This window comes from Planomonospora parontospora (genome assembly GCA_014647935.1).
Lineage (GTDB): Bacteria > Actinomycetota > Actinomycetes > Streptosporangiales > Streptosporangiaceae > Planomonospora > Planomonospora parontospora.
Genome location: BMQD01000003.1, coordinates 210,697 through 237,050 on the forward strand (window position 1 = coordinate 210,697; position 26,354 = coordinate 237,050).

A 26,354-nucleotide genomic window follows, 5' to 3' on the forward strand; every position below is an offset into this window, starting at 1 on the left:
TCCATAAGATCTGTGACAAGACTTGACCATCGGTGGGAATCCCGAGCAGCCACCTCCTTCCACCGCGCAACCGCACCCAACCGGGAGAGACCGTGCTGAAGTCCAAGACGCGCAGCCGCGTCGTGGCCAAGACGGCCGCCATCTGCGCAGCGGGCGCAGGTGTCCTCTTCGGAGCGGTCCCGGCGATCGCGTCGATGACGGCGGCCCCCAAGGCGGTCACCTACAACTGCGAGTCGCAGGTCGCGGGCGCCGCCCCCAGCCCCTACAAGTTCCAGATGGACCTGACCGGCCCGCTGGCGCCGACGCCGAACTCCACGGTCGTGGCCACCTGGAAGATCGGCCAGCCCTCCCCTCCGGGACCGAGCCTGCTCGCCCCTTCGGCCATCGCCGCCACCGAGCGCCTCGTGGTCGAGGCGGAGGCGCTGGTCACGGGCTCGCCGCTGCCCACGCAGACCTCGACCGCCTTCGCCACGGTCTCGGCCGCCCCCGGCGCGGTGGCCCAGGGCAACCCGCTGACGGCCCCTCCCGTGCTCATCACAGTGGTGCCGACCGCCACCGGCGTCATCGGCATCCAGCCCAGTTCCTTCATCCTGGCGGTGGGCCCGGCCAGCGGCACCGGCACCCTCGGCGACCTGTACGACTGCACGCCCGCGTCCCCGGCCGAGGTCACCGCCGCCGGTCTGCTGATCACGGTGCAGCCGTCCGGCACGGGCACGGGGACCGGCACTCCGACGCCGACCGCCACCCCCACCACCACGACCCCGAAGCCGACGATCACCGTCACCACCACCATCACGCCGGAGGCCACGGAGAGCACCAAGACCATCAAGAGCCCCAAGACACGGCAGATCGAGGAGACGCCCGAGGGTGCGGCGTCCACGGGCGGCGGCGGCGAAGCCGGTCCGGACGCCCGCATGATCATGCTGAGCGGCGCGCTGCTGGTCGCGGCGGCCGGAGCCGGCGGGCTGGTGCTGCGGCGCCGTACCGCGCAGCGGGGCTGACCGGGGTGGCCGGATGACCACGCCCACGCCGGACGGCCGGCGGCCGGGGTCCGTCCCGCCCGGCGGGGGACCGCGACGGCCCGCGCAGCCGTACGGGCACCCCCGGCCGGGCCACCTCCCGCCCGGGTACGGCCGGACGGGCCATCCGCCGCCCGGGTACGTCGAGCCGGGTCTCCCACCCGGGTACGGCGAGCCGTACGTCGACCCCGCCGGCGGCCGGGTGCTGCGGTCGGTGCTGATCCTCGCCGGGATCGCCGGGGTGGTCACGGTGCTCGTGGGGATGATCCTCATGGTCTCCGCGCCCGAGCAGTACGGCCTCGCCGACCAGCGGACCACCCTGCCGCCGCGGGTGCAGCCGAGCGCGGCCGGGGCGGAGCAGTACTTCCAGGCGGCTCCGACCGCGCCGCCGCCGCAGCCGAGCCTGCCGGCGGCCCCGCCGCTGCAGCCCTCGACCCCGGTCCGCCTGGTCATCCCGAAGCTCGGCGTCAACGCGCCGATCAAGTCCGTCGGGCTCGACCGGCGGGGGGCGATCGAGGTGCCGCCGGTGGGCGACCCCAACCTCGTCGGCTGGTACCGTTCGGGCCCCACGGCGGGGGAGGCGGGACCGTCGATCATGCTGGGGCACAAGGACACCCGGAGGGGGAGCGCGGTGTTCGGCCGCCTCCACGAGATCCGCAACGGCGACGTCATCGAGGTGCACCGTCAGGACGGCCTGATCGCGGTGTTCACCGTGGGCGGGCTGGAGCAGGCGGAGAAGTCGGTCTTCCCGACGCAGCGGGTGTACGGCGAGTCGGCCGTGCCGCAGCTCCACCTGATCACCTGCGGCGGGACCTACAACCACGCGACAGGCCACTACACCGACAACGTGATCGCCTACGCGACGATGACGGGCACCCGCCGGACATGAGCGCGGACACCACCCCCGGGCCCGGGAGAACCGGAGCGGAGGAGACGGAACCGGCCGAGGCGGGGGAGAAGCGGGGTTCCGGAGGCGGGACCGGCGCGCCCGAGGACCGGATCGAGGAACGGACCGAAGCGGCGGACCGGCCGGATTCCGGCGCCGCAGGGCCGATGGGGCGCGCCGCCGGGTTCGTGGGGCGCGTCGACGGGCTCGTGGGGCGTGCCGACGGGTTCCTGCGACGGCGGGCGCACCCGCTGGCGCTGGGCGCGACGGTGGTGCTGGCCGCCTGCGCCTACGCCGTGCTCGGGCTGGTCAAGCTGGCCACCTTCCGGGCCAGCATCTTCGACCTGGTCATCTTCGACCAGGCCGTGCGCGGATACGCGGGCTTCGGTCCTCCGGCGGCGCCCGCGGTGGGCGTGAACTACGGCCTGGGCATGGACTTCCTCCAGCTCGCCGATCACTTCTCGCCGATCCTCGCCGTGCTGGCCCCGCTGTACTGGATCCACGACGGACCGCAGACCCTGATCGTCGCCCAGGCCGTACTGCTCGCGCTGGCCGCGGTCCCGGTCTGGCACTACGCCGCGCGCCGCCTCGGCCCGGTCCCCGCCCACCTGGTCGCCGTGGCCTACGCGGTGTCGTGGCCGGTCGCGCAGACCGCCGGGTTCGACTTCCACGAGGTGGCGTTCGTCCCGCTGCTGAGCGCGATCATGATCGAGCGCTTCGACGCGGGCCGCCGGGGCGTGGCGGTCCTGGCCGCGCTGGGCCTGCTGCTGGTCAAGGAGGACATGGGCCTGCTCGTCGCGGGTTTCGGCGTCTACCTGCTCGTCACGCGGCGCAGGCTGGAGGGGACCGCGTTCGTCCTGCTCGCGCTCGCGGCGCTGGTGACGATCCGCGGTGTCCTGATGCCGCTGGCGGGAGCGGGCGAGACGGGCTTCCACTGGGCCTACGGCCGGTGGGGGGCGACCGTGGGCGAGGCCGCGGCCGGGCTCGCACGCGACCCGCTGGGGGCGCTGTGGCAGTTCGTCAGCCCGGAGATCAAGGTCGACACGCTGGCCTTCCTCTTCTGGCCGGTGCTGCTGACCGCGCTGTTCTCACCGCTCACCCTGATGGCGCTCCCGATGATCGCCGAACGCTTCCTGGGCGACCGGCCGCAGTGGTGGGGACCGGACCACCACTACAACGCCTTCATCGTGGCGACCCTGCTGTGCGCGGGGGTGGACGGTGTGGACCGGCTGGGGCGGCGCCTGCGGAGCCGGCGCGCGGAGCGGGGACCGGACACGGCGGGGAGTCCGCGGACGGAGAACCCGGACGCGGGCGCGGACGCGGGCCGGGGCGGAAGCCGGGACGCGGGCCGTGGGGGCGCAGGCCCGGACACGCGGCGTGAGGTGGGGCGTTACTGGGCGGTCGGCGTCTGCATGGTCGCCATCACGCTGATCCCGCGCTTCGCGCTCGGCAACCTGGTCGAGTGGTCCTTCTACGAGGGCGACCCGCACGTCGCGGCGGCCCGGGAGGCGGTGGCCGCGGTGCCGGACGGGGTGGTCGTCGAGGCGGTCAACCACGTCGGACCCGCGCTCACCTCGCGGACGACCGTGCTGCTCTGGGGGCCCGTGGCCCGCGACGCACCGTGGATCGTGGCCGACGTGGACCGCTGGTCCTTCCCGTTCGGGGCCCACGAGCTCCAGCGGCAGCGGGTCGACGAGGCCCTGCGCAGCGGTTACCGCCCGGTCTTCGAGAGGGACGGCTACATCGTGCTGAACCGGCCCTCCTGAACAGGTGGGCCGCGCGGTGAAAGTTTCAGCCGGCTTCGGCGGATGCGAGGGGGGCTTCCGCGGCGCCGGGGACGCTGACCTGACACGTTCCCCACCCGGTGCGCGGCGGCGGGATGACCGGCATTCGCCCTGATTGACGCGCTGAACCGCACGTCCTACCTTCTAGATTCCGGGAAAGCGTATTCCTTGGGAATCCCGGAACCCCGCGAACGGCCACGCGGATCCGGTCCCGTGATCCCTCCGGCGGCCGTACCGGGTGCCGACGCGGCTCGGACGCGGTGGTCGGCGAACCTCCTCAACCTGTTCCTCGACGGTTCGGATCGGAGCTGGAAATGAAACGTTTTAAACAGTCGGTGCCCCGGCCGCGCCGGGGAGCGGCGGCGGTGGCGGCCGTCCTGGCGGCGGGCTCGGTGCTCGGCGGCTGGAACGCGGCGGCGCAGGCCGCCGCGGGCTGCCGGGTGGAGTACGCGGTGTCCGGCCAGTGGCAGGACGGGTTCACCGGCGACGTCAGGATCACCAACCTGGGCGACCCGGTCGACGGCTGGACGCTCACCTGGGTCTTCGGCGCGGGGCAGCGGATCACCCAGGCGTGGAACGCGACGGCGGCGCAGGACGGCGCCCGGGTGAGCGTCCGGGATGCGGGGTACAACGCGGCCGTCGCCACCGGCGCCACGGTCGCCTTCGGCTTCAACGGGACGTGGGACGGCTCCGCCAACCCCGTCCCGGCCGCGTTCGAACTCAACGGCACCGCCTGCACCGGCACCGCCACGCCCACCGCGACCCCGACCGTCACGCCCACCGCCACACCCACCGCGACTCCCACGGCAACTCCCACGGCGACTCCCACGGCGACTCCCACGGTCACCCCGACCGCGATCCCCGCGAGCGCGAAGCAGGCCGAGGACCTGGACCGCGGTGTGATCAGCGTGCGCTCCGGCGGAGCCAACCTGGTGTCCTGGCGGCTGCTGGGCACCGAGGCCGCCACGACCGGCTTCAACCTCTACCGCAACGGCACCAAGGTCAACTCCGCGCCCATCACCGGCTCCACCAACCACCTGGACTCCGGAGCCCCGGTCGACGCCTCCTACACCGTGCGGGCCGTGGTGAACGGCACCGAGCAGGCCGCCTCGCCGGCGTCGTTGCGCCTGGCGAACGGTTACCTGGACGTGCCGATCTCCCCGCCGGCCGGCGGCACCACCCCCGACGGCGTCGCCTACACCTACGCGGCCAACGACGCCTCGGTCGGCGACCTGGACGGCGACGGGCAGTACGAGATCGTCCTGAAGTGGGACCCGTCCAACGCCAAGGACAACTCCCAGTCCGGCTACACCGGCAACGTCCACCTCGACGCCTACCGGCTGGACGGCACCCGGCTGTGGCGCGTCGACCTGGGCCGCAACATCCGCGCGGGCGCGCACTACACCCAGTTCCAGGTCTACGACTACGACGGCGACGGCCGCGCCGAGGTGGCCGCCAAGACCGCCGACGGCACCCGCGACGGCCGGGGCACGGTCATCGGCTCGGCCTCGGCCGACCACCGCAACTCCTCCGGCTACGTGCTGTCCGGACCCGAGTACCTGACCATGTTCAACGGGCAGAGCGGCGCGGCGATGTCCACGGTGAACTACGATCCGCCGCGCGGGACCGTCTCCTCCTGGGGCGACTCCTACGGCAACCGGGTGGACCGCTTCCTGGCCGGCACCGCCTATCTCGACGGGCAGCGCCCGTCCCTGATCATGTCGCGCGGCTACTACACCCGGACGGTGATCGCCGCCTGGGACTTCCGGGGCGGCGCCCTGACCAAGCGCTGGACGTTCGACTCCAACTCCAACACCGCCTACGCGGGGCAGGGCAACCACAGCCTGACGATCGCCGACGTGGACGCCGACGGCAGGCAGGAGATCGTCTTCGGCGCCATGGCCGTCGACGACAACGGCACCGGGCTGTGGAACACCCGCCACGGCCACGGCGACGCGGGGCATCTGGGTGATCTGAACCCCGCCCGGCCCGGCCTGGAGTACTTCAAGGTGAGCGAGGACAAGTCCAAGCCCGGCTCGTGGTTCGCCGACGCCCGCACCGGCCAGGTGCTGTGGTCCACCGCCTCCGGCACCGACAACGGCCGCGGCGTCTCGGCCGACATCTGGGCCGGCAGCCCGGGGGCCGAATCGTGGTCGGCCGCCGACACCACGCTGCGCAGCACCGGCGGCGCCTCCCTGGGCCGCGAACCGTCCTCGATCAACTTCCTGGCCTGGTGGGACGGCGACCCGGTCCGCGAGCTGGTCGACCAGACCCGGATCGACAAGTACGGCACGAGCGGGGAGACCCGGCTGCTGACCGCCTCCGGGGTGCATTCCAACAACGGCACCAAGGCCACTCCGTCGCTGACGGCCGACCTGTTCGGCGACTGGCGGGAGGAGGTCGTCTGGCCCACCGGCGACAACCGGGCCCTGCGCATCTACAGCACTCCGCACCAGACCGACCGGCGCATCCACACCCTGATGCACGACCCGCAGTACCGCACCGCGATCGCCTGGCAGAACACCGCCTACAACCAGCCGCCGCACCCGGGCTTCTTCATCGGTGACGGCATGGCGGCTCCGCCCCGGCCCAACGTCTACGTGCGCTGAACCCGCGGCGGTACGGCACCGCCGCGCGAGCCCGCACCGGGCTCCCGCCCCGGCTCGGGCGGGAGCCCTTCCCCGTTTCCGGGCCCGCCCCGCCTGGAATCCTCGGGAGGGCGCGGGCGGAGGTTCTGAGGTAACCTCCTACTGACAGAATGATGCTCGGTTTCATTGGGACGGGACCCAGGAGGCACTGTGGCAGAGGCGTACATCGTGGGGGCGGTCCGTACCCCGGTCGGCAAGAAGAAGGGCGGGCTGTCCGCCGTCCACCCCACCGACCTGGCCGCGCACACCCTCAAGGCGCTGATCGACCGCACGGGCGTCGACCCGTCCGCGGTCGAGGACGTGATCATGGGCTGCGTGATGCAGTTCGGCCCGCAGAGCATGGACATCGCCCGTAACGCGTGGCTCTCGGCGGGCCTGCCGGAGAGCGTCCCCGGCGTCACCATCGACCGCCAGTGCGGCTCCTCCCAGCAGTCGATCCACTTCGCGGCCCAGGGCGTGCTCTCCGGCACCCAGGACCTCGTGGTCGCCGCCGGGGTGGAGTCGATGAGCATCGTCCCCATGGGGGCGAGCATCACCGCCGCGCTGGAGAAGGGCATGCCCTTCCCGTTCGGCGACGGCTGGGTCGAGCGGTACGGCAAGCAGGAGATCTCCCAGTTCCGCGGCGCGGAGCTGATGTGCGAGAAGTGGGACCTGCCGCGCGAGGAGCTGGAGCGGTACGCCTACGAGAGCCACCAGCGGGCGGCCAAGGCCGTCGCGAACGGCTACTTCAGGGACCAGATCACCCCGGTCAGCGGCGTCGAGGACGACGAGGGCCCCCGCCCCGACACCACCCTGGAGAAGATGGCGGGCCTGAAGACCCTGAAGGAGGGCGGCCGGATCACCGCGGCCACCTCCTCGCAGGTCTCCGACGGCTCCGGCGCGCTGCTGATCGCCTCTGAGCAGGCGGTCCGCGACCACGGCCTGACCCCGCGCGCCCGCATCGTCACCCTGACGCTCGCCGGAGACGACCCGGTCTACATGCTGACCGCGCCCATCCCCGCCACGCGCAAGGCGCTGAAGCGGTCGGGCCTGTCCATCGACGACATCGACGTCACCGAGATCAACGAGGCGTTCGCCCCGGTCCCGCTGGCCTGGCTCAAGGAGATCGGGGCCGACCCGGCCAGGGTCAACCCGAACGGCGGTGCGATCGCCCTGGGCCATCCGCTCGGCGGCACCGGCGCGATCCTGATGACCAAGCTGCTCCACGAACTGGAGCGCACCGGCGGCCGGTACGGCCTGCAGACGATGTGCGAGGGCGGCGGCCAGGCCAACGTCACCATCGTCGAGCGCCTGTAGGGCGGACGCGCCCGTGCCGCGTGCCGTACGGCGCGGGCGGAGACGGAAGGTGGAGGCGGAAGGCGCCGCGATCCCCTAGTGGGAGGGACCGCGGCGCCTTCCCTTCAGCGGCCGCCCTTGCCGGGGATCCGGCGCGGCTGCTGGGTCGGCCTCACCGGCAGGTGCGGTCTGGGCATCTGCCGGGGCACTGGCGGCATGGAGGGCAGGGTCCGCTCGGGGAGCGGAGTGCGGGTCCGGGTCTTTCCGGAACGCTTGGCGGTCGCATGGATTCGCATATGGAATCTCCTTCGAAGACGGTGACGACGCGGCGCCGCGAAGGGCCGTGCCGGAAACTCAGCTGCCGCGTCAGGACTACGGGGCCAGAGGGCTGAGTGCGGGCGGATCAGCCGATGACTGATCGATGCCGGCTTCTAGGAGAAAATCCACATGACGATGACGGTACGCGCCCGGATCGGGTCGGTGCAAGCCATTTAATTTCGGTTCGTTTTCCTCGATTCCGGGCGCATGCCGCGGTGGCCGCCGGACCGGCACCGGCACCGGCACCGGCGTCACGGGACGGCGGCGAGGCAGCCGGGATCAACGGGCCGGCGTCCTCCGCCGGCCGGGGGTCAGTGCACCGGCCGGGCAGGGGACGGCCGAGGGTCAGTGGACCGGTCGGCGGAGGTTCTCGGCGGCCGAGGCGCCGGGTTCTGACGGGGAGATCCAGGGCCCGTCGACGGAGGCGTCCAGGATGCCCTCCTCCGCGAACGCGTAGCGTCCCTTCAGCAGGTGCTTCGCCAGCCGTACGTCACCGGAGTCGGTGTTGTCCCAGAGGCGGTCGAAGAGCGCCTCGGCGCGCAGCCGCGCCTGGCGGCAGAAGGTGTCGGCCAGCTCCGCGGGGCGCCGGCCCAGCTCGGCCTCCTCCTCGCGGGCCCGCACGCAGACCGCGGTCATCGCGAACAGCTCGGCGCCGATGTCCACGATCCGGCCCAGGAACCCCTGCCGGTGCTCCAGCCCGCCCTGCCAGCGGGACATGCCGTAGAAGGTGGAGCGGGCGAGCCTGCGGCCGGTCCGCTCGACGTAGCGCAGGTGCGCCGCGAGGGGGCCGAACTCCGCGTAGGAGCCGGGCCGGTTCCCCGCCCCCGCGACCAGGGTGGGCAGCCAGCGGGCGTAGAACCCGCCGGCGCGGGCGGCGGCGCGGGCCCGGTCGCGCGGCGCCGCGGCGGGGTCGACCAGCTCGCCCGCCACCGACAGGTGCGCGTCCACCGCCTCCCGGGCGATCAGCAGGTGCATGATCTCGGTGCTGCCTTCGAAGATCCTGTTGATCCGGACGTCCCGCAGGAGCTGCTCGGCCGGGACCCCGCGCTCGCCCCGGGCGGCCAGCGACTCCGCGGTCTCGTACCCCCGCCCGCCGCGCAGCTGGACCAGCTCGTCGGCGACCTTCCAGACCATCTCCGAGGCGTACAGCTTGGCGAGCGCGGCCTCGATCCTGATGTCGTTGCTCTCGTCGTCGGCCAGCCGGCAGGTCAGGTCCATCACCGCCTCCAGGGCGTAGGCCGTGCCGGCGATGAAGGCGAGCTTGCCCGCGACCGCCTCGTGCTCGCCGATCGGACGCCCCCACTGGACGCGCTCGGCGGCCCACTCCCGGGCGATCTTCAGCGCCCACTTGGCGTTGCCCGCGCAGGCGGCGGGGAGCGAGAGCCGCCCGGTGTTCAGCGTGGTCAGGGCGATCTTCAGGCCCTGGCCCTCGCGTCCGATCAGGTTGGCGGCGGGGACGCGGACCCGGTGGAACCGGGTGACGCCGTTCTCGATGCCGCGCAGGCCCATGAAGGCGTTGCGCCGCTCGACGGTGATCCCGGGGCTGTCGGCCTCCACGACGAAAGCGGAGATCTTCGACCCGGTGCGGGCCATCACCACCAGCAGGTCGGCCACGACGCCGTTGGTGGTCCAGAGCTTCACGCCGTCGATCACGTAGTCGTCGCCGTCGCGGACCGCGGTGGTCGCCAGCCGCGCGGGGTCGGAGCCGACGTCGGGCTCGGTCAGCAGGAAGGCGGAGATCTCACCCTTGGCGCACCGGGGCAGGAAGGCGCGCTTCTGCTCCTCGCTGCCGAACAGCTTCAGCGGCTGCGGCACCCCGATCGACTGGTGCGCGGAGAGCAGCGTGCCCAGCGCCGGGCAGTACGAGCCGGTGAGCATCAGGGCGCGCCCGTAGTAGAGGTACGGCAGGCCCAGCCCGCCGTACTCCCGCTTGATGGTGATGCCGAAGGCGCCGAGCTCGGCCAGGCCCTTGACGACCTCGTCGGGCACCTGCGCGGTCCGCTCGATCAGCGCGGGGTCGACCTTGCTCTCCAGGAACCTGCGCAGGGCGTGCAGGAAGTCCTCGCCCCGGCGGACCTCCGCCTCCGGCAGCGCCGGGGCGGGATGGACGAGGTCGAGGCGGAAGTCGCCCAGGAACAGCTGCCGGCCGAAGCTGGGCCGGGTCCACTCCTTCTCGCGGGCCTGCTCGGCCACCGCACGTGCCTTGGCGTAATCGGTCGTCATCGTGACCTCCTCGGACGCGGATGCCTCCGACGCTACGCCGGGGCGGCAGGCCCGAGAAGACACCGGCGGCCGGGGCGGCGCCCCACGGGCGGCCCGGCGGCCGCGCTACTGCGGTACGCGGGCCACACAGAAGACGGTCTGCCCGAAGGGAGGCCGGACGAACCGCTCGATGAAGCGGGTGGCGGGGACGACGGTGCGGTCGTAGATCTTCACCAGCCGGGGGTCGGGGTAGCCGACGCCGCCGCGGCGCACGGCCGCCCACCACGCGATGCCGCCGAGGAAGTTGATCGGCTTGAGCACGTCGATGTCGAGGCCGGCCTTCGTGACCGTGCTGCGCAGGGTGGCGGGGGTGTAGCGGGTGACGTGGCCGACCTTGCGGTCGAAGTCGCCGTAGAGCTGCATGTAGCCGGGGACCCAGATGACGATCCGGCCGCCGGGCAGGGTGACGGCGGCGAGCGAGCGCAGTGCCTCGACGTCCTCCTCGATGTGCTCCAGGACGTTCATCATGACGACGGTGTCGACCTTCTCCCCGATGGGGATCTCGGTCGGCAGGCCGAACTGCAGCACGTCGATGTCGTCGCGCCCGGTGAAGCGCTTCTTGAGCTGCTCCACGCAGTAGGGGTCGAAGTCGCTGACCACCAGCCGGTCCAGGCGGGGCAGGAACTGCTCGGCGAAGTGGCCGAGGCCGGAGCCGATCTCCAGCATGGAACGGCCCACGTGCGGGGCGACCATGTCGAACTCGTACTGGCGGTAGTTCTTGGCCTCGTCCCCACCGAGGTGGTTCTCCAGGGCCTCGTCGCCGGCCGCGGGTTGCACTACGCGGTCATACCCAGACATGCGGTTCCGTCCAGCTCGCAGAAGACCGCGGCGCCACGGCCACGGCTACGGACAGGCAGAGTCTAGTAGCCGTTCCCCTGGACCGGCCCCCCAAACTCCCCGAAGAGGACATCCGGCGGCCCCGCGCGAGGGGCCGCCGGGGAGCGGAGCGGGAGGCCGGTGAGCCCTCGCGGCCCGAACCGATCATCACAGTTATCCTTTTGCGTCATTTATGGGTATTTAGTGGTCATCTACATTTAAATGAAGTTAACAATAAGCATTCTCGACACCCGGGAGAAGATTCAATCCCGCAATGGAGGGGTGATTTCCTCCGAGGGGGAAAATCCGCACCCTGAAACGGTTTCATGTCCGGCCCGTGACCTTGACCGGATGTTATTCCTGGTACGCGGAAGGAGCTGGAACCGATGGAACCGATCCCGTGGTGGCGTGGGAACCTCCCTGTGGAGACGAGCAGCTTCGTCGGCCGCGAGACCGAGGTGCGGGAGCTGGTGAAGCTCCTGGCCGAGGCGCCGCTGGTCACGGTCGCCGGTCCCGAGGGCGTCGGCAAGTCGCGGATCGCCGTCAAGGCGGCCGAGGAGTGCCGGGACGCCTATCTGGACGGCGTGTGGCTGGTCGAGCTCTCCGGTGAGCGCAACGGCGACCTGCTCGCCCACACCGTCGCGGCCGTCCTGGGCTTCCGCGAGGAGTCCACCCGCTCCCAGACGGAGGTGCTGGTGGAGTTCCTGGCGGGGAAACGGCTCCTGCTCCTGCTGGACACCTGCGAACAGCTCCTGCCCGCCTGCCGCGACCTCGTCGGCCGGGTGCTGGCCCGCGCACCCGGGGTGCGGATCATCGCCACCTCCCGCCAGCCCCTCGGCGTGGCGGGCGAGACCCTCCTGTCCGTCGAGCCGTTCCGCACCCCCGACCCCGCGGGGCCGGGGGCGGGGCTGGAGGACGACGCGCTCCGGCTCTTCCTCGACCGGGCCGGGACCGCCGTGCCCGGCCTGACCATGGACGAGGCGCAGCTGAAGGCCGCCGCCCGGATCTGCCGGCGGCTGGACGGCATCCCCCTCGCCGTCGAGCTGGCCGCCGGGCAGCTGCGGAGCATGCCGGTGGAGCGGTTCGCCGAGCGGCTGGACGGCCGGTTCGCCGCGCTCTCGGCCAACCGGGCCCTCGTCTCCCGGCACCAGACGCTGCGCACCGCGGTCGGCTGGACCCACGAGCTCTGCACCCCGGCCGAACGCCTGCTCTGGGCCCGCCTGTCGGTCTTCGCCGGGAACTTCGACGCCGAGGCGGCCGACTGGGTCTGCGGCGACGAGCACCTGGCCGGCGTGCCGGACCTGCTGGCCGTCCTGGTGGACAAGTCGCTGCTCATCAGAGTGCCCGGCGGCTACCGCCAGCTCGACACGATCAGGGAGTACGGCAGGGAGCAGCTCGTCCGGCTCGGGGAGGAGGACCGGCTGGCCGAGCGGCACCGCTGCTACTACCTCGACCTGGCCCGCCGGGCCGACGCCGGCTGGTACGGCCCCGACCAGGAGGCGTGGGCCAGGCGGCTCAACTCCGCGATCACCAACTTCCGCGTCGTCCTCGACTCCGGCTCTCCCGCCGGGGCGGCGGTCTACGGCCGGATCCCCGTCCCCGCCTCCGTCGAGCTCGCCGGGGCGCTCTGGATCCTCTGGTTCTGCCTGGGCCGCCTGCGCGAGGGCCGCTACTACATGCGGCGGGCCATCGAGGCCTCGTCCCCCACCGACCCCGGCCTGCCCAAGCTCCTGTGGGCCGACGGCTGCGTGGCCATGGCCCAGGGCGACCTGGAGTCCGGCCGCCGCCGGGCCGAGACCGCGCTGGCCGTGGCCCTGCAGTGGGGCGACTACGAGGCGGCGGGGCACGCGCGGCTCCGCCTGGCGGTCCGCTCGCTGTGCGTCGGGGCCCTCGAAGAGGTGGAGCCCGGCGTCAAGCTCGTCATCGAGTACTTCCGGAGGGCGCAGATCATGACCGTGAGCGAGCCGCTCGCCCTGGTGACCGCAGCCATGGCGGCCACGTGGCGCGGTGACTTCGCCAAGGCCATCACCGTGCTGCAGGAGGTGCAGCGCCTCTGCGACGACCACGGCGAACGCTGGGCCCGCGCCACCGGCGACTACGTGCTCTCCATCGCCCAGCTCGGCCTCGGCCGGCTGGAGGAGGCCGAGCTGGCCGCCCGCCAGTCGCTCGCCGCCAAGTGGCGGCTCCGGGACACCACCGGCGTGGCGCTCGCCCTCGACCAGCTGGCGGTCATCGCCGCGGTCCAGGGCGACGGCTACCGCACGGCCCGGCTCCAGGGGTCCGGCATGCGGCTGTGGGCCACGTTCGGGCTGCGGGGGTTCGGCTCGGAGAGCATGTCCGAGCCGCGGACCGTCGCCGAGCGCACCGCCCGCCAGCTGCTCGGCGACGACGCCTACGACACGGTCTTCGCCGAGGGCCACGACGACGACCCCGACTCCGCGGTGGCCTACGCCCTCGACTGAGCAGGAGGGATCCCGCCGGGCCCCGCCAGGTCCTGCCGTTCTTGCGAGGTCTGCCGTTCCCGCCGGGCCCCGGCGGATCCGGTCGGCCCCGCGGCCCTCTCCGGCCCGGCCGGCCGGTTCCGGTTACGCGCCCGGCTGATCGCCGGGCGCGGCCAGCCAGGCGTCCACCCGCTGCAGCAGCTCCTTGCGCACCTGCTCGGGGGCGGCCGAGGCCCGGATCGACTGCCGGGCCAGTTCCGCCACCTCCGCGTCGCGGAAGCCGTACACCTGCCGGGCCAGCTCGTACTGGGGCAGCAGCCGCGAGCCGAACAGCAGGGGGTCGTCGGCGCCCAGCGCGATCGGCACCCCGGCGTCGAACAGCCGCCGCAGCGGCACGTCCTCGGCCCGCTCGGTCACCCCCAGCCCGACGTTCGACATCGGGCAGACCTCGCAGGCGATCTGCCGGTCGGCGAGCCGCTCCATCAGCCGCGGCGACTCCGTCGCCCGGATCCCGTGGCCCACCCGGTCGGCGCCCAGGTCGTCCACGCACTCGGCCACGCTCGCCGCGCCCAGCAGCTCCCCGCCGTGCGGTACGGCCAGCAGCCCGGCCCGCCTGGCGATCCGGAACGCCCCGTCGAAGTCGCGGGCCCGGCCCCGGCGCTCGTCGTTGGAGAGCCCGAACCCGACGACGCCCTGGTCCAGGTAGTGGGTGGCCAGGCGGGCGAGTGTCTTGGCGTCCAGCGGGTGCCGGGTCCGGTTGGCGGCGACCACGACCGCGATCCCGATCCCGGCGTGCGCGGCGGCCCGGTGCACGGCGTCGAGCACCAGCTCCATCGTGGCGGTGAGCCCGCCGAACCGGTGGGCGTACCCGGACGGGTCCACTTGGATCTCCAGCCAGGCCGACCCCTCGGCGGCCTCGTCCTCGGCGGTCTCCCGCACCAGCCGGTAGATGTCCTCCGGGCGCCGCAGGGCCGAGCGCGCGATGTCGTAGAGCCGCTGGAACCGGAACCAGCCCCGCTCGTCGGTGGCCCGCAGCTTCGGCGGCCAGTCCTGCACCAGCGCGTCCGGCAGGTGCAGCCTGTGTTCCCGCGCGAGCTCGATCAGGGTGGCGTGCCGCATGGAGCCGGTGAAGTGCAGGTGCAGGTGGGCCTTGGGCAGGGCGCTGAGCGGACGTGGCATTTCCATATGGTGCCGTACCCTCGCGGTCCGGCGGGCCGGACCCTCTCAACCCGCGGGCGTGTCCGTGCGTTGGGAGGGGCGAAAGGGGACCTCGCTGATGACGGAAGAAGACGAGGCGGCCTTCGACGAGTTCCTGGCCGCACGGAGTACGGCGCTGCTGCGCACCGCGATCCTGGTCTGCGGGGCGTCGGCGCACGACGCCGAGGACCTGGTGCAGCACGCGCTGGAGAAGGTCTACCGGCACTGGAGCCGGATCCGGCACGACAACCCCGAGTCCTACGCCCGCAGGACCGTGGTCAACGCCGCGATCAGCGCCTCCCGCCGCCGCCGGGTGATCCAGGAGATCACCTTCGCCCGGCCGCCGGAGACCCTGGTCGACGACCCGGACGTGGAGCTGCGCGACGCCCTCCTGGCGGAGCTGCGCAGGCTGCCCGCGCGGATGCGCGCGGTCCTGGTGCTGCGCTACTGGGAGGACCTGTCGGAGGCCGAGACCGCCGCGCTCATGGGCTGCTCGGCGGGGACCGTGAAGAGCCAGGCCGCACGGGGGCTGGCCAGGATCCGCGAACGCGTCGGCACCCTGGAAGGAGTGTTCGGATGAGGCTTGAGGAAGAGCTGGCAGGGGCGATGGAGGCGCACGTCGCGGACGTGCACGCCGGGCCGTCGATGGGCGCGGCGGTCCGCCGCCGCCACCGCGCCCGCGGGATCCGGTCCCGTACGGCGGGCGCCGCGCTGGCCACCGCGGTGGTCGCCGGAGCCGTGCCCGCCTACCTGGCGCTGGACGCCGGGGCGACCGTCCCCTCGGAGACGGCCGCCCCGGCGCCCGGCCTCGGCGCCCCGTCCGCGCTGTGGACGGAGGCGCCGCCCGCCCCCCCGACGGCGACCGCGGACCCGGACACGACCGCGGACCCCGACGCCTCGCCGTCCGAGGACGGCAGCCCGGCCATGCCGCAGGACCTCGGGGACCTGGGCGACGGCAGGAGGTTCGGCGGTGTCCGGTTCGGCTACCTGCCCGAGGGTCTGAAGTGGGGCGAATGGTCGGTGAAGAACACCTTCGGCACGACCAGCTACAGCACCACGTGGGTGGAGCCCGGCCTCGAACCCGGGATGTACAGCGTCCAGGCGGTCGTCTACCGGGACGGCGCCGCACGACAGGCGGCCGAGCGGATGAAGGGCTACCGGAAGCAGGGCTCCGAGGCCGTCGTGATCGGCGGCGAGCGCGTCCACCTGGTCCGCGCGGGCGAGGCCGTCGGGAAGATCACCGAGGACGGCACCCCGACCGCGCTGTGGACGGAGGCGCCGGGACTGGCGGTCGAGGTCATGCTGAGCCCCGACTACGCCGGGAGGCTGGGCGGGAAGGAGACCGAGCGGGAGCTTCGCAGGATCGTCGAGGGGCTGGAGCCCACCGGCTGATCCGGACGCCGTTCCGGGGCCGGGACCGGGGCCGGAGCCGCACGTCGGAGTGGCGGACCGTGACTGCGGACGGTGACGGACAGAAAAGATCACGGAATTTCCCGAACGCTTTCACCGGGCCCCGGCCCCGTGCGAGAGTTGGGCGGCATGAGCGGTCGGGACGGTGCCGGAGACGCGGTGGGAGCGGACCTTTTCGTCGGTAGGCGCGCGGAGTCGGCGGAGATCCGCAGCCTCCTCGGAAGGCGGCGCCACCTCACCCTGACCGGCGCCGCCGGAGCGGGGAAGAGCACCCTCGCGAGACGCCTGGCCGACACGATGGAGCAGGCGTCCCCCGGATCCGTGTGCGTCCTGGACCTGTCCGAGGCGCCGGACGACCTCCCCGGCCTGACCGGGATGCTCGCCCGCGCGCTCGGCGTCCGCGTCCGCCCCGGCGCGTCCGCCTTCGACGCCGTGGCCGTGGAACTGCTCTCCCGGCCGCGGACGCTCGTCCTGGACGACTGCGACCGCGTCGCGGGCACCGCCGGGGTCCTGGCGGACCGGCTGCTGCGCGAGGTCGGCGTGCTGAGCGTCCTGGCCACCAGCAGGCAGCGGCTCGGCTTCACCGGCGAGCACACCTACCAGCTCGGCGGCCTGTCGGAGAACGAGGCCGTCGAGCTGCTCACCGGCCTGGCCGGCGACAGGCTCGGCGGGGCCGACCCGGCCGGGATCTGCCGGCGGCTGGACAACCTCCCGCTGGCGATCGGGCTGGCCGCGGCGGCACCCGACCCCACCGCGGCCGACCTCTTCACGGACCGCCGGGACGTCCGCCGGGACACCCGGCGGCACGGCTCCATGGGCGCCGCGCTCGGCTGGAGCCACGACCGGTGCGGCCGGGAGGAGCGCCTGGTGTGGGCCCGCGTGTCGGTCTTCTCCGAGGGCTTCGACGCCGAGGCGGCCCAGCACGTGTGCGCCTACGGGGGCCTCACCGTCGAGCAGGTCCTCGGTGCGCTCCGCGGCCTGTCCGACAAGTCCGTCCTGCTCTGCGAGAAGGACGGCGGCGGTGTCCGCTACCGGCTGCCGAACACCGTCCGGGCGTTCGGCGCCGCGCTGCTGGAGGACCTCGGCGAGGCGGAGGAGGCCCGGCGCCGCCACCGCGACCACTTCCTGGGCCTGGCCGCGCGCGCCACCACGGGCTGGCGGAGCGACCAGCTCGGCTGGTACCACCGGGTCCTGCCCGACCTCGCCAACCTGCGCGAGGCGGTGGAGGACTGTTACGCCAGGCCCGAGGAGCGCCGCAAGGGCCTGGAACTGGTCAGCAACCTGTGGTTCCTCTGGGTCTGCTGCGGCCGGGCCGCGCTCGGGTACGAACTGCTCCGGCGCGGCCTGGACCTGGAGCGCCGGCCCTCCGCCGAGCGGCTCAAGGCGCTGTGGGTGCAGACCTGGATGTCGATCCAGCGCGGGGACGTCGAGGACGCGGAGCGCACCCTCGCCGAGTGCGCGGCGAGCGACTGGGAGGGGGCCGTGGACCTGGTCCCCTACGTCAGCCACTTCCGGTCGCACCTGGCCGTCGCCAGGGGCGACGTGGGCAGGGCCCTGTGGCTCATCAGGGACGCCCGGGAGCGCCACCGCTCGTCCGGCGACGTCTTCCCCGGGTTCCTGCCGACCTACATCGTCGTGGCCACCGGCATGATGCTCTCCGGCGAGTACGCGCAGGCGACGGCCGTCCTGCGGGAGGGCCGCGAGCTCTGCGCCTCCTACCGCGACTACTGGACGCTCGCCCGCCTCGACCTGATCCTCGGGCTCGCCGAGCACATCCTCGACAACACCGCGGCGGCCACCGCGTCCGTCCGCGAGTCGCTCCGCGGCGCCCGGATGTTCGACGACGGCGTCTGCCTCACCGAGGGGCTGGAGGTGTTCGCGGTGATCGCCGAGGGCGACGCGCACGACACCCTCGCCCTGTTCCTCCTCGGCGCGGCGGCCACCGCCCGCGAGGAAGCCGGGACGCCGTCCCTGCGCTCGCCCGTGCTGACCGAGCTGCTCCGCCGCTCCGAGGCGAGGCTGCTCGCCCGCAACGACAAGGAGGAGCACGACCGGCTCATCGGGACGGGGCGTTCGACGGACCTGCTGACCGCCGTGGAACACGCCCTCCAGGGGCTCGCCTTCTGACGGGGCCCGCCGTCCGGTGCGGGACCCGCCGCACGGCGCAGGGAACCCGGCAGCGTGCCGCACCGCCGTACGGGACGCCGCCCGCGACCGCGGGGGCCGTCCGCGACCGCCCGCGGCCGCCGCCGTGCCGGATCGTGCGGGTCCGGCACGGCGGCGGCCGGTACGGCTAGCGGGCCTCGCCCAGGAACTTGGCCACCCGGCCGACCCCCTCGGCCAGGTCCTCGTCGCCGAGCGCGTAGGACAGGCGGAAGTAGCCGGGGGTGCCGAAGGCCTCACCGGGGACGAGCGCGACCTCGGCCTCCTCCAGGATGATCTCGGCGAGCTCGGCGGAGGTCTGCGCCCGCCTCCCGCCGAACTCCCTGCCCAGCAGCCCCTTGACCGAGGGGTAGGCGTAGAAGGCGCCCTTGGGCTCGGGGCAGACCACGCCCGGGATCTCGTTGAGCATGCGGACCATCGTCCGGCGGCGGCGGTCGAAGGCCTCCCGCATCCGGGCCACCGCCGACAGGTCGCCGGTGACCGCGGCCAGGGCGGCGGCCTGGGCCACGTTGGAGACGTTGGAGGTGGCGTGCGACTGCAGGTTGGCCGCCGCCTTGACGACGTCCTCGGGCCCGATCAGCCAGCCCACCCGCCAGCCGGTCATCGCGTAGGTCTTGGCGACGCCGTTCAGCACGACGACCCTGTCGCCCAGCTCGGGCACGGCGGTGGCGATGCTGGAGAAGGTCGCGTCACCGTAGGTGAGGTGCTCGTAGATCTCGTCCGTGACGACCCACAGGTCGTGCCCGGCGGCCCAGCGGCCGATCGCCTCGACCTGCTCGGGGCTGTAGACCGCGCCGGTCGGGTTGGACGGGGAGACGAACAGCAGGGCCTTCGTGCGGTCGGTGCGGGCGGCCTCCAGCCGCTCCACGCTCGCCAGGTAGCCGGTGGTCTCGTCGGTCACCACGTCGACCTGGACGCCGCCGGCCAGCTTGATCGCCTCGGGGTAGGTCGTCCAGTAGGGGGCCACGACCAGGACCTCGTCGCCCGGGTCGAGCAGCGTTGCGAACGCCTCGTAGACCGCCTGCTTGCCGCCGTTGGTGATCAGGACCTGGGACGCGCCGACCCGGTAGCCGGAGTCGCGGAGGGTCTTGTCGGCGACGGCCTGCTTGAGCTCGGGGAGCCCGCCGGCCGGCGTGTACTTGTGGAACCGGGGGGTGCGGCACGCCTCGACGGCGGCCTCGACGATGTAGTCCGGGGTCGGGAAGTCCGGCTCGCCGGCGCCGAAGCCGATGACCGGGCGGCCCGCCGCCTTCATCGCCTTGGCCTTGGCGTCCACGGCGAGCGTGGCGGACTCGGAGATCGCGGAGATGCGGGCGGAGATGCGAGGACGGGTCATACCTCCATGGTTACAGACCCGTCGCCGCGTTTCCGTCCTCCATCCGTCATGCGGACCGTCCGCGGCGGCCCCGTACAGGCGGGGAGAAGCTCCCGTGACCGTCCCGTTGCCCGTCCTGTGACCTGCGATGCGGGTTTCCGGTTCGACGTGGGGCCCATTCCCCCGTAGACTCCGGCGTGGTCTTTCCGCCGTATGCGTGTTCGGCGGTCAAGACCGGTGAGCCGCGGACAAACTTCGGGTCAACCGGGGTATGGTGGTTCATGTCTTAGGGCACTAGCGCAATTGGTAGCGCACCGGTCTCCAAAACCGGCGGTTGGGGGTTCGAGTCCCTCGTGCCCTGCGAGGAGCGGTCCGCGCATCAGGGCGTCTAGCGCGCCGCAGACATGCGTTGGATACGACGGATCAGGTGAGGACTGTGGCGATCGACACGCGCGGCGAAACCGCAGACAAGCCGAGCGGTGAGAAGAAGCCGAAGCGCACTTCTCCCGCCCTCTTCTATCGGCAGATCGTCGCCGAGCTGCGCAAGGTCATCTGGCCCACGCGCAAGGAACTCATTTCTTACACCATCATCGTCCTGGTCTTCGTTTTGATCATGGTCGGGATCGTGGCCGGGCTCGATGCGCTGTTCACCGAGGGCGTGCTGAGGATCTTCGGCGGCGCCTGAGCCGGCATCCGGCGGGTCGTCCCGCCGTGACCCCAGCCCCTCCGCAAGTCCAGTCAGCCCATCGACGAAAAGAGAAAGAGCCACCGTGTCCGAGTCTTCACAGTCGGCCGGCGAGTCCCGCGAAGAGTGGGAGGGCGAGCCGGAAGAGGCCGTCGACGCCGCGGAGGATTCGCTCGGCGAGTCCGAAGAGGTCGACGAGTCCGGAGCTCGCGACGAGTCCGGGGAGGCTCGTGACGAGTCCGCCGACGCCGACGCCGCCGGAAGCGAGGCCGAAGAGGTCCCGGCCGGCGCCGTCGACGAGGACGGTGACGTCCTTCCCGACGTCGACCCGGTCGAGGAGTTCAAGCGCCACCTGCGCGGCCAGTACGGCGAGTGGTACGTCATCCACTCCTACGCCGGCTACGAGAACCGCGTGAAGGCCAACATCGAGACCCGCACGCAGTCCCTCAACATGGAGGACTTCATCTTCCAGGTCGAGGTGCCCACGCACCACGTGACCGAGGTGAAGAGCGGCAAGCGCCAGCTCGTCAAGGAGCGCGTGCTGCCCGGTTACGTGCTGGTCCGGATGGAGCTCACCGACGAGTCCTGGTCCGCGGTGCGCAACACGCCCGGAGTGACCGGCTTCGTCGGACTGTCGAACAAGCCGAGCCCGCTGAGCATCGACGAGGTCGCCAAGCTGCTGGCCCCCGAGCCCAGCGAGGAGACCAAGAAGACGACCGCCAAGGCCACCACGGCGACCGTCGACTTCGAGGTGGGTGAGTCGGTCACCGTCATGGACGGCCCCTTCGCCACCCTGCCCGCGACGGTCAGCGAGATCAGTGCCGAGTCGCAGAAGCTCAAGGTGCTGGTTTCGATCTTCGGTCGCGAGACCCCGGTCGAGCTCTCGTTCAACCAGGTCTCGAAGATCTGACCCGTCACATAAACTAAGACGTTCGGCGGCCGCGCTTCGCGAAGCGCGGTCCGTCGGCACGCTCCCCGCGTCTGCGTGGGAGCCGCATCACCCCGATTAGGACCCGGAGAGAACCATGCCTCCTAAGAAGAAGATCGCGGCACTGGTCAAGGTCCAGCTTCCCGCTGGCCAGGCCACGCCCGCTCCGCCGGTCGGTACCGCCCTCGGTCCGCACGGCGTCAACATCATGGACTTCGTGAAGCAGTACAACGCTGCCACCGAGGCCCAGCGCGGCAACATCATCCCCGTTGAGATCACCATCTTCGAGGACCGCAGTTTCACCTTCATCACGAAGACGCCTCCGGCGCCCGAGATGATCAAGAAGGCCGCCGGTGTGACCAAGGGCTCGGCCGTCCCGCAGAAGGACAAGGTCGGCAAGCTCACCCGGGAGCAGCTGCGTCAGATCGCCGAGACGAAGATGCAGGACCTCAACGCCAACGACATCGAGGCGGCGGAGAAGATCATCGCCGGCACCGCCCGGTCGATGGGCATCACGATCGCCGACTAGGCGTTCACCACCACCAACCTCGAAGCGAGTGGAGGGGCCAGGCGCTGGCCCGTACCACGGACACTCGGATCCACAGGAGTGAGCAAGTGAAGCGCAGCAAGGGACACCGCAACGCAGCGGCCAAGTTCGACCGCGACAACCTGTACAGCCCGGCCGAGGCCGCGAAGCTGGCCAAGGAGACCAACGTCGCCAAGTTCGACGCGACCGTCGAGGTCGCCCTGCGGCTGGGCGTCGACCCCCGCAAGGCCGACCAGATGGTGCGCGGCACCGTCAACCTCCCGCACGGCACCGGTAAGACCGCCCGGGTCCTGGTCTTCGCGACCGGTGACCGTGCCGAGGAGGCCCGCGCCGCGGGCGCCGACATCGTGGGCGCCGACGAACTGATCGACGAGGTCGCCAAGGGCCGCCTCGACTTCGACGCGGTCGTCGCCACCCCGGACCTCATGGGCAAGGTCGGCCGTCTGGGCCGCGTCCTCGGCCCGCGCGGTCTGATGCCGAACCCCAAGACCGGCACCGTTACCCCCGCGGTCGGCAAGGCCGTCACCGACATCAAGGGCGGCAAGATCGAGTTCCGTGTCGACCGGCACGCGAACCTGCACTTCATCATCGGCAAGGTGTCGTTCGGTGAGCGTCAGCTCATCGAGAACTACGCCGCCGCCCTCGACGAGGTGCTGCGTCTCAAGCCGTCGGCGGCCAAGGGCCGTTACCTCAAGAAGATCACCTTCTCCACGTCCATGGGCCCCGGCATCCCGGTCGACCCGAACGTGACGCGCGGCATGACCGCCGACCTCGACGCCTGATCTATCAGACGTCCGTCGTAGCGGGCCTCGACCGAATGGCCATTCGGTCGAGGCCCTTCTTCGTTCTTGTGGCCGAAGCGGCCCGGCTCCCCAGCGCATAGTCTCGTAGACAAGTCCGATGGGGGATTACGAAGGGGTGTGAGGACGGAATGCGCCGATTGGCTTCCGCGCTGGCGCTGGGAACGGCCGCGCTGATCGGGGTCGCGGGATGCGGTGCGCAGGGCACCGCCTCCCTTGGGAACGTGAAGCTGGCGGCGGCCGAGGCGGTGCAGCAGAGCGCCCAGAAGGCCGAGGAGGTCACCTCCTACTCCGCCGACCTGGTGCTCGACGCCAAGGACGGCGAGCACGGCGCCGGCAAGATCCAGGGCCGCATGGTCTACCAGAGCAAGCCCCAGCTCGCGACGGACATCACGCTGGACGTGATCTCCTTCGGTGAGCAGAACGTGCCCGGCGGGGCGCGGGCCATCCTGCTCGGTGACACGGTCTACGTGAAGTCGAGCCTGCTGACCCGGTTCACCGGCGGCGACAAGCCGTGGGTCAAGGTGTCGACCGCCGATCTGGACGCCGGGGACCAGGCCGAGGTCCGCGGGCTCATGGATCAGGCCCAGCAGTTCGACCTGCCCGGCACGGTCAGGCTGCTGACGGCCTCCAAGGACGTCAAGGCCGTCGGCACGGAGACGGTCGGCGGGGTGGAGACCACCCACTACAGCGGCACCTTCCCGGTGGCCGAGGCCGCGAAGGCGCTCGACCCGGCTGAGCGCGAGCAGCTCCAGGGCCGGTTCGCCGAGGCGAAGAACGTGAAGTTCGACCTGTGGGCCGACGCGCAGAGCCTGCCCAGGAAGGTCACGCTGAGCGGCACCGAGCAGGGCGCCTCGTTCACCATGGCGGCGCACTTCCAGGGCTTCAACGAGCCGGTGACGATCGCGGCCCCGCCCGCCGACCAGGTGGGCGACCTGCCGAAGGACCTCGGCGAGCAGCCGCGGGAGAGCACGGGCGGCAACTGAGCCCCGCGTACGGCCCGCGCCCCGGAACTGTCCGGACGGGGTGCGGGCCGTACGCGTGTCCGGAGCCGTTCTCGGAGGGGACCGGCCTGTCCGGTCGTTCTCGGAGCGGCCGTGCATGTGTCCGGAGCCGTTTCGGAACGGCCGGGACCGTGCCGGCCCCGCGATTTGGCATCTTCTCCCCGGGCGCGTAAGCTGTCCAACGCCGAAGACCGCCGGTCGTCGTCGGGCCTCATGGCCTGGCGGCCCAAGGATCCACATCAGTGGACGGCCTGCGCAGGTGTGATGTGAGTTTTCATCTGGATTGATTTCCTTATGTGAGCCCCGTGCGCCTGCGCCGGGGCTTGTTCTCATTTATGGGCCTTTGCCGGCGGCACATCTGGAAGGAGGCCCATGGCGAAGGCGGAAAAGGCAACGGCTGTAGCCGAGCTGAAGAGCAGCTTCGAAGGCTCCAGCGCTGCCGTTCTGACCGAGTACCGCGGTCTCACCGTCGCCCAGCTCAAGCAGCTGCGCGTTTCTCTCGGTGAGAATGCGAATTTCGCCGTGGTGAAGAACACGCTGACCAAGATCGCGGCCAACGAGGCCGGGATCAGCCAGCTCGACGACCTGCTCGCGGGTCCGTCGGCGATCGCGTTCGTCAAGGGCGACGTGGTCGAGGCTGCCAAGAGTCTGCGTGACTTCGCCAAGGCCAATCCCCTCCTGGTCATCAAGGGCGGTGTCGTCGACGGTAAGGCGATGACATCGGCCGAGATCAGCAAGCTTGCCGACCTCGAGTCGCGCGAGGTCCTCCTCGCGAAGCTGGCCGGCGCTCTGAAGGCGAAGCAGGGCCACGCGGCCGCTGTCTTCAACGCGCTGCCCACCAACATGGCTCAGCTGGCCGAGGCTCTGCGCGCGAAGCGCGCGGAGGCCGGCGAGTAGGTCCGCGCACGCGGTCCCAGGGGATTAGCGCATACGTACCGCGGTCCCAATTCTCATAAGTTAGATCCATACGGAGGAAATCATGGCGAAGCTCAGCACCGACGAGCTGCTCGACGCTTTCAAGGAGATGACCCTCCTCGAGCTGTCCGACTTCGTGAAGCTCTTCGAGGAGACCTTCGACGTCAAGGCCGCCGCCCCGGTCGCCGTTGCCGCCGCCCCCGCCGCCGGTGGCGGTGCCGCCACTGAGGAGGCCGAGGAGCAGGACGAGTTCGACGTCGTCCTCGAGGCCGCCGGTGACAAGAAGATCCAGGTCATCAAGGAGATCCGCGCCCTGACGAGCCTGGGCCTCAAGGAGGCCAAGGACCTGGTCGACGGCGCTCCGAAGCCGGTCTTCGAGAACAAGGTCAACAAGGAGCAGGCGGAGAAGGCCAAGGCCGCCCTCGAGGCCGCCGGCGCCACCGTCAGCGTCAAGTAATTCGCTTCACCGTAAGAGGGCGGGTCCACCAGGTGCCGGTGGACCCGCCCTTTTCGCGTCCGCGGTACGGCGCCGCGCGTCGCGGCCCGGCCGCCGAAGCCCTTCGCCGGGCTGCGTACCTCCTCCGGTTCAGGTCGGGAAGCCCCTTCGCCGGGCTGTCCGTGTACCCCGGTTCGGTCCGGAAGCCCCCTCGCGGACCGGGTGGTGACGACCTTCACCTCTTGTTGTTGGACTGATGGTCTGATAGCCATGCCGTAACGGGTGGTGGGTGGCCGGCCGGTCCGGCCGGTGGGGCGGCCCGCCGCCGGAGTGGGCGGACCGGTCTGCTGGAGGACGGCGCGTGGGCGTGGAAGTCGTGGTCGAGGGCCTGACGAAGTCGTTCGGCAGGCAGGTGATCTGGGAGGACGTCACGCTGACGCTCCCCGCCGGTGAGATCTCGGTGCTGCTCGGGCCGTCCGGCACCGGCAAGTCCGTCTTCCTCAAGTCCCTGGTCGGCCTCCTGCGGCCCGAACGCGGGCACATCTGGATCGACGGGCACGACCTGGCCAACTGCAGCGAGAACAAGCTGTACGAGCTCCGCAGGCTGTTCGGCGTGCTGTTCCAGGACGGGGCGCTGTTCGGCTCGCTCAACCTCTACGACAACGTCGCCTTCCCGCTGCGTGAGCACACCCGCAGGAGCGAGACCGAGATCCGCCGCATCGTGATGGAGAAGATGGATCTCGTCGGCCTGGTCGGCGCCGAGGGAAAGCTTCCGGGAGAGATCTCCGGCGGCATGCGCAAGCGCGCGGGCCTGGCGCGGGCGCTGGTGCTCGACCCCGAGATCATCCTGTTCGACGAGCCCGACTCGGGCCTGGACCCGGTCCGCACGGCCTACCTGAACCAGCTGATCGTGAACCTCAACGCCGAGACCGAGGCGACCTTCCTCATCGTCACGCACGACATCAACACCGCCCGGACGGTCCCCGACGGCATCGGCCTGCTGTTCCGGCGAGAGCTGATCATGTTCGGGCCGCGGGAGATGCTGCTCTCCAGCGACGAGCCGGTGGTGCGGCAGTTCCTCAACGCCCGCAGGCACGGTCCGATCGGCATGTCGGAGGAGAAGGACGTCTCCGAGCTGGAGGCCGAGGCGCAGCTGGGGCACGACCCCGGGGTCCTGCCGCCGATCCCGCCGCAGCTCATGCCGAGCGAGAACCGCATGCGCCGCACCCAGCGCCCCCCGGGCGCGTGGCTGGCGGCCAACGGCGTCATCCCGCCGCCGAACTCGTTCGTGGACGAGCGGGGGCGCAATTGGCTGGAGGAGTACCCGCGGCTCGTCGCGGCCCGTGCCCGCGGGGAGGGGTGACGCCGGTCTCCCGGGGAGCGGGCGCCGTCCCGCGGCCGTCCGCGCGGGGTGCGGTCACCCGCCGCGGAGCGGTGTCCCCGGCGGGGCGGTGTCCTCAGCGGGGTGGTGGCCGCCGCGCCGCGCGGGAGAGGTTCGGAAAGGT

Annotated in this window: 22 protein-coding genes and 1 tRNA gene; 18 read left to right on the plus strand and 5 right to left on the minus strand. The window is 71.9% G+C overall.

Annotated features, from left to right (window positions below):
• Positions 1-92 precede the first annotated feature (92 nt).
• The 5 genes from IEZ07_RS06355 (at position 93) to IEZ07_RS06375 (ending at position 7,633) form a co-directional block, all read left to right on the plus strand.
• Complete coding sequence (locus tag IEZ07_RS06355) at positions 93-1,001, plus strand: hypothetical protein (protein ID WP_191893923.1); 909 nt, start codon at positions 93-95, stop codon at positions 999-1,001.
• Positions 1,002-1,014: 13 nt separating this feature from the next.
• A complete protein-coding gene (locus IEZ07_RS06360; RefSeq protein ID WP_191893924.1) occupies positions 1,015-1,908 on the plus strand; it encodes a class F sortase in 894 nt (297 codons plus the stop codon).
• A complete protein-coding gene (locus tag IEZ07_RS06365; RefSeq protein WP_191893925.1) occupies positions 1,905-3,671 on the plus strand; it encodes a DUF2079 domain-containing protein in 1,767 nt (588 codons plus the stop codon). Before IEZ07_RS06360 ends, IEZ07_RS06365 begins: the two co-directional genes overlap by 4 nt.
• A 332-nt stretch (positions 3,672-4,003) precedes the next feature.
• Positions 4,004-6,298 (plus strand): rhamnogalacturonan lyase family protein, encoded by a 2,295-nt coding sequence (locus IEZ07_RS06370; RefSeq protein ID WP_191893926.1) that lies wholly within the window; start codon positions 4,004-4,006, stop codon positions 6,296-6,298.
• Between the two features lie 189 nt (positions 6,299-6,487).
• Positions 6,488-7,633 (plus strand): acetyl-CoA C-acetyltransferase, encoded by a 1,146-nt coding sequence (locus IEZ07_RS06375; protein WP_191893927.1) that lies wholly within the window; start codon positions 6,488-6,490, stop codon positions 7,631-7,633.
• 104 nt (positions 7,634-7,737) lie between these two features.
• On the opposite strand, the gene IEZ07_RS06380 is transcribed toward IEZ07_RS06375, so the two are convergent.
• The 3 genes from IEZ07_RS06380 to IEZ07_RS06390 form a co-directional block, all read right to left on the minus strand.
• Positions 7,738-7,908 (minus strand): hypothetical protein, encoded by a 171-nt coding sequence (locus tag IEZ07_RS06380; RefSeq protein ID WP_191893928.1) that lies wholly within the window; start codon positions 7,906-7,908, stop codon positions 7,738-7,740.
• A 367-nt stretch (positions 7,909-8,275) separates the two neighbouring features.
• Positions 8,276-10,153: an acyl-CoA dehydrogenase family protein gene (locus IEZ07_RS06385; protein WP_191893929.1), complete on the minus strand. Its 1,878-nt coding sequence runs from the start codon at positions 10,151-10,153 to the stop codon at positions 8,276-8,278.
• A gap of 105 nt (positions 10,154-10,258) precedes the next feature.
• Positions 10,259-10,969: a class I SAM-dependent methyltransferase gene (locus IEZ07_RS06390; RefSeq protein ID WP_231647273.1), complete on the minus strand. Its 711-nt coding sequence runs from the start codon at positions 10,967-10,969 to the stop codon at positions 10,259-10,261.
• Positions 10,970-11,394: 425 nt separating this feature from the next.
• On the opposite strand from IEZ07_RS06390, the gene IEZ07_RS06395 reads away from it, so the two are divergent.
• The gene (locus IEZ07_RS06395; RefSeq protein ID WP_191893930.1) at positions 11,395-13,470 is read left to right on the plus strand and encodes an ATP-binding protein; all 2,076 of its coding nucleotides are present in this window, start codon (positions 11,395-11,397) and stop codon (positions 13,468-13,470) included.
• A 123-nt stretch (positions 13,471-13,593) separates the two neighbouring features.
• Here the strand turns inward: IEZ07_RS06395 and IEZ07_RS06400 are convergent, their stop codons facing one another.
• Complete coding sequence (locus IEZ07_RS06400) at positions 13,594-14,628, minus strand: adenosine deaminase (RefSeq protein WP_191893931.1); 1,035 nt, start codon at positions 14,626-14,628, stop codon at positions 13,594-13,596.
• Between the two features lie 97 nt (positions 14,629-14,725).
• Between IEZ07_RS06400 and IEZ07_RS06405 the strand changes: the two genes are divergently transcribed.
• The 3 genes from IEZ07_RS06405 to IEZ07_RS06415 all read left to right on the plus strand — a co-directional run bounded on the left by IEZ07_RS06405 (position 14,726) and on the right by IEZ07_RS06415 (position 18,183).
• Positions 14,726-15,226, plus strand: coding sequence for a SigE family RNA polymerase sigma factor (locus tag IEZ07_RS06405; RefSeq protein ID WP_191893932.1), 501 nt, complete (start codon positions 14,726-14,728; stop codon positions 15,224-15,226).
• On the plus strand, positions 15,223-16,038 hold the full coding sequence (locus tag IEZ07_RS06410; protein ID WP_191893933.1) for a hypothetical protein: 816 nt from the start codon (positions 15,223-15,225) through the stop codon (positions 16,036-16,038). Before IEZ07_RS06405 ends, IEZ07_RS06410 begins: the two co-directional genes overlap by 4 nt.
• Before the next feature lie 177 nt (positions 16,039-16,215).
• The gene (locus tag IEZ07_RS06415) at positions 16,216-18,183 is read left to right on the plus strand and encodes an ATP-binding protein (RefSeq protein WP_191893934.1); all 1,968 of its coding nucleotides are present in this window, start codon (positions 16,216-16,218) and stop codon (positions 18,181-18,183) included.
• 166 nt (positions 18,184-18,349) lie between these two features.
• Here the strand turns inward: IEZ07_RS06415 and IEZ07_RS06420 are convergent, their stop codons facing one another.
• On the minus strand, positions 18,350-19,555 hold the full coding sequence (locus tag IEZ07_RS06420) for a pyridoxal phosphate-dependent aminotransferase (RefSeq protein ID WP_191893935.1): 1,206 nt from the start codon (positions 19,553-19,555) through the stop codon (positions 18,350-18,352).
• A gap of 267 nt (positions 19,556-19,822) precedes the next feature.
• Between IEZ07_RS06420 and IEZ07_RS06425 the strand changes: the two genes are divergently transcribed.
• The 9 genes from IEZ07_RS06425 (at position 19,823) to IEZ07_RS06465 (ending at position 26,212) form a co-directional block, all read left to right on the plus strand.
• Positions 19,823-19,895: transfer RNA gene (locus IEZ07_RS06425), tRNA-Trp, on the plus strand.
• Positions 19,896-19,970: 75 nt separating this feature from the next.
• Positions 19,971-20,219, plus strand: coding sequence for a preprotein translocase subunit SecE (gene secE / locus IEZ07_RS06430; protein WP_068896718.1), 249 nt, complete (start codon positions 19,971-19,973; stop codon positions 20,217-20,219).
• Between the two features lie 85 nt (positions 20,220-20,304).
• A complete protein-coding gene (nusG, locus tag IEZ07_RS06435; protein ID WP_191893936.1) occupies positions 20,305-21,129 on the plus strand; it encodes a transcription termination/antitermination protein NusG in 825 nt (274 codons plus the stop codon).
• Between the two features lie 115 nt (positions 21,130-21,244).
• Entirely contained in the window at positions 21,245-21,676 is a 432-nt protein-coding gene (gene rplK, locus IEZ07_RS06440) for a 50S ribosomal protein L11 (RefSeq protein ID WP_068896520.1), read from the plus strand.
• A gap of 86 nt (positions 21,677-21,762) precedes the next feature.
• Positions 21,763-22,476, plus strand: coding sequence for a 50S ribosomal protein L1 (rplA, locus tag IEZ07_RS06445; protein ID WP_189235084.1), 714 nt, complete (start codon positions 21,763-21,765; stop codon positions 22,474-22,476).
• A 149-nt stretch (positions 22,477-22,625) separates the two neighbouring features.
• Entirely contained in the window at positions 22,626-23,480 is an 855-nt protein-coding gene (locus IEZ07_RS06450) for an SCO4651 family lipoprotein (RefSeq protein WP_191893937.1), read from the plus strand.
• Positions 23,481-23,870: 390 nt separating this feature from the next.
• The gene (gene rplJ / locus IEZ07_RS06455) at positions 23,871-24,395 is read left to right on the plus strand and encodes a 50S ribosomal protein L10 (protein ID WP_189235082.1); all 525 of its coding nucleotides are present in this window, start codon (positions 23,871-23,873) and stop codon (positions 24,393-24,395) included.
• A gap of 82 nt (positions 24,396-24,477) precedes the next feature.
• A complete protein-coding gene (gene rplL, locus IEZ07_RS06460; RefSeq protein WP_191893938.1) occupies positions 24,478-24,870 on the plus strand; it encodes a 50S ribosomal protein L7/L12 in 393 nt (130 codons plus the stop codon).
• 340 nt (positions 24,871-25,210) lie between these two features.
• Complete coding sequence (locus IEZ07_RS06465; RefSeq protein ID WP_191893939.1) at positions 25,211-26,212, plus strand: ABC transporter ATP-binding protein; 1,002 nt, start codon at positions 25,211-25,213, stop codon at positions 26,210-26,212.
• Positions 26,213-26,354 lie beyond the last annotated feature (142 nt).

Bases quoted from the DNA above. Each gene is read 5' to 3' on its own strand.
- IEZ07_RS06360 (WP_191893924.1), top strand. From the start codon at position 1,015: ATGACCACGCCCACGCCGGACGGCCGGCGGCCGGGGTCCGTCCCGCCC.
- IEZ07_RS06365 (WP_191893925.1), top strand. From the start codon at position 1,905: ATGAGCGCGGACACCACCCCCGGGCCCGGGAGAACCGGAGCGGAGGAG.
- IEZ07_RS06370 (WP_191893926.1), top strand. From the start codon at position 4,004: ATGAAACGTTTTAAACAGTCGGTGCCCCGGCCGCGCCGGGGAGCGGCG.
- IEZ07_RS06380 (WP_191893928.1), bottom strand. From the start codon at position 7,908: ATGCGAATCCATGCGACCGCCAAGCGTTCCGGAAAGACCCGGACCCGC.
- IEZ07_RS06385 (WP_191893929.1), bottom strand. From the start codon at position 10,153: ATGACGACCGATTACGCCAAGGCACGTGCGGTGGCCGAGCAGGCCCGC.
- IEZ07_RS06395 (WP_191893930.1), top strand. From the start codon at position 11,395: ATGGAACCGATCCCGTGGTGGCGTGGGAACCTCCCTGTGGAGACGAGC.
- IEZ07_RS06400 (WP_191893931.1), bottom strand. From the start codon at position 14,628: ATGCCACGTCCGCTCAGCGCCCTGCCCAAGGCCCACCTGCACCTGCAC.
- IEZ07_RS06405 (WP_191893932.1), top strand. From the start codon at position 14,726: ATGACGGAAGAAGACGAGGCGGCCTTCGACGAGTTCCTGGCCGCACGG.
- IEZ07_RS06410 (WP_191893933.1), top strand. From the start codon at position 15,223: ATGAGGCTTGAGGAAGAGCTGGCAGGGGCGATGGAGGCGCACGTCGCG.
- IEZ07_RS06420 (WP_191893935.1), bottom strand. From the start codon at position 19,555: ATGACCCGTCCTCGCATCTCCGCCCGCATCTCCGCGATCTCCGAGTCC.
- rplK (WP_068896520.1), top strand. From the start codon at position 21,245: ATGCCTCCTAAGAAGAAGATCGCGGCACTGGTCAAGGTCCAGCTTCCC.
- IEZ07_RS06450 (WP_191893937.1), top strand. From the start codon at position 22,626: ATGCGCCGATTGGCTTCCGCGCTGGCGCTGGGAACGGCCGCGCTGATC.
- rplJ (WP_189235082.1), top strand. From the start codon at position 23,871: ATGGCGAAGGCGGAAAAGGCAACGGCTGTAGCCGAGCTGAAGAGCAGC.
- rplL (WP_191893938.1), top strand. From the start codon at position 24,478: ATGGCGAAGCTCAGCACCGACGAGCTGCTCGACGCTTTCAAGGAGATG.